We start from the raw sequence: 2338 nt of genomic DNA, 5'->3' as shown, positions 1-2338 counted from the left end.
CCGCGAGACCCGGGCGCGGCTCGCCGTCGCGGAGGAACGGCTGCGGTTCGGGCGGGACATGCACGACGTGGTGGGACGCAACCTCGCCGTGATCGCGCTGAAGAGCGAGCTGGCGGTGCAGCTGGCGCGGCGTGGGCGGCCCGAGGCCGTGGAACAGATGATCGAGGTGCAGCGGATCGCGCAGGACTCGCAGCGCGAGGTGCGGGAGGTCGTGCGGGGCTACCGGGAGGCCGACCTCGGGGTCGAACTCGCCGGCGCGCAGGGCGTGCTGACGGCCGCCGGGATCGCCTGGGAGGTGTCCGGGGAGGACACGGCGGCGGAACTGCCGGCGGAGGTGCAGTCGGCGCTGGGGTGGGTGGTGCGGGAAGCGACCACCAATGTGCTGCGGCACGGGAATGCCGAACGATGTGTGGTGGGACTGCGGATGCACAAGGGGCGGGTGGTACTGACCGTGGAGAACGACGGAGTGACGGCTGTCGCGGCCACGAGCGGTGGCTCGGGCCTGGCCGGGCTGCGGGAGCGGCTGGCCGCGGTCGACGGGGTGTTGGAGGCCGGGCCCGCGGGGCGGGGGCTGTTCCGGCTGGTGGCAGAGGTGCCGTTGACGCCAGCCGTGCGGGTGGCGTCGTGACCGTACGCGTGCTGCTCGCCGACGACGAGCATCTGATCCGGGGTGCGCTGGCCGCCCTGCTGTCTCTGGAGGACGACCTCCTGGTGGTCGCCGAGGCGGCGAGCGGCCCGGAGGCGCTGGCGATGGCACGGGCGCACGAACCCGATGTGGCCGTGCTGGATCTCCAGATGCCGGGCGCCGACGGTGTGAAGGTCGCCACATCGCTGCGGACCGAACTGCCCGGCTGCCGGACGCTGATCGTCACCAGCCACGGCCGGCCGGGCCATCTGAAGCGGGCGCTGGAGGCAGGCGTGCGGGGGTTCGTGCCGAAGACGGTCAGCGCGCGGCGGCTCGCGGAGATCATCCGTACCGTCCACGCCGGGAACCGTTACGTCGACCCCGAGTTGGCCGCGGACGCCATCTCGGCCGGGGACTCGCCGCTCACCGCGCGGGAGGCCGAGGTACTGGAGCTGGCCGCCGACGGGGCGCCGGTCGCGGAGATCGCCGAGCGGGCGGCGCTGTCCCAGGGCACCGTGCGGAACTATCTGTCGTCGGCCGTGTCCAAACTCGGTGTGGAGAACCGGCATGCGGCTGTGCGTCTCGCCCGCGAGCGAGGTTGGGTATAGTTGCTGACGCGCCACGGCGCACTGCGGACGTAGCTCAGTTGGTAGAGCGCAACCTTGCCAAGGTTGAGGTCGCGAGTTCGAACCTCGTCGTCCGCTCCGAGAAAAGAGCCCCCCGGTCTTCGGCCGGGGGGCTCTTTCGTTCCGCTACGACCAGCTGAGGCCCGTCAGACGCTCGTACGCCTCCAGGTACTTGGCGCGGGTCGCCTCGACGACGTGCTGCGGCAGTGGCGGCGGGGCCTGCTCGCTCCCGCGGTCCCAGCCGGACTCGGGCGAGGTCAGCCAGTCACGGACGTACTGCTTGTCGTACGACGGCTGCGTGCGGCCCGGCTCCCACTGGTCGGCCGGCCAGAAGCGGGAGGAGTCGGGGGTGAGGACCTCGTCGGCGAGGACGAGCTCGTCACCCTCGAAGCCGAACTCGAACTTCGTGTCCGCGAGGACGATCCCCCGGTCGCGGGCGATGTCGCGGGCGCGCGAATAGACGGCGAGGGTGGCCTGGCGGAGCTGGGCGGCGGTCTCGGCGCCGACCTGACGGGCGACCTCTTCGTAGGAGACGTTCTCGTCGTGCTCGCCGACCTCGGCCTTGGTGGCCGGGGTGAAGATCGGGGCGGGGAGTTCGGAGCCGTCGACGAGGCCTTCGGGGAGGGCGAGGCCACAGACCGTACGGGTCTCCCGGTACTCGGCGAGGCCGGAGCCGGTGAGATAGCCGCGGGCCACGCACTCCACCGGGACCATCCGCAGCGACTTGCAGACCAGGGTGCGGCCCGCCCAGTCGGCGGGGGCGCCCGCTGGAAGTTCGGTGCTCAGGACGTGGCTGGGGAGCAGGTCGGCGAGCTGGTCGAACCACCACAGCGACAGCTGGGTGAGGACGCGGCCCTTGTCGGGGATCTCGGTCGGCAGCACCCAGTCGTAGGCCGAGATGCGGTCGCTGGCGACCATCACGAGGTCGCCCGCCTCGTTCCGGTACAGCTCGCGCACCTTGCCGGTGTGCAGATGCACCAGGCCCGGAACCTCGGTCGGCTCGGGCTTTTCGACGAATCCGGACACGGTTCCTCCCCGTGGTTCTGTCCAAGTGGGTCGATTCTCCCGTATGCCGGGATGGGTGCGG

3 protein-coding genes and 1 tRNA gene are annotated in these 2338 nt (G+C 71.6%); 3 read left to right on the top strand and 1 reads right to left on the bottom strand.

What is annotated here, in order from left to right:
* The 3 genes from AB0O67_RS37180 to AB0O67_RS37170 form a co-directional block, all read left to right on the top strand.
* Window positions 1-628 (top strand): histidine kinase (locus AB0O67_RS37180; RefSeq protein ID WP_365460495.1); only part of this gene is annotated, 628 nt, incomplete at its 5' end.
* Entirely contained in the window at window positions 625-1233 is a 609-nt protein-coding gene (locus AB0O67_RS37175; protein WP_365460492.1) for a response regulator transcription factor, read from the top strand. The genes AB0O67_RS37180 and AB0O67_RS37175, both read left to right, overlap by 4 nt.
* 23 nt (window positions 1234-1256) lie before the next feature.
* Window positions 1257-1329 (top strand) — tRNA-Gly (locus tag AB0O67_RS37170).
* A gap of 48 nt (window positions 1330-1377) precedes the next feature.
* Here the strand turns inward: AB0O67_RS37170 and AB0O67_RS37165 are convergent.
* Window positions 1378-2277 carry a phosphoribosylaminoimidazolesuccinocarboxamide synthase gene (locus AB0O67_RS37165; RefSeq protein ID WP_365460489.1) on the bottom strand — a complete coding sequence of 300 codons (900 nt, stop codon included), beginning with the start codon at window positions 2275-2277 and terminating at the stop codon, window positions 1378-1380.
* Between the last annotated feature and the right edge of the window lie 61 nt (window positions 2278-2338).

It is taken from the genome of Streptomyces sp. NPDC086077 (assembly GCF_040686175.1).
Taxonomy (GTDB): Bacteria; Actinomycetota; Actinomycetes; order Streptomycetales; family Streptomycetaceae; genus Streptomyces.
This window is presented reverse-complemented; position numbering and strand designations above follow the sequence as displayed.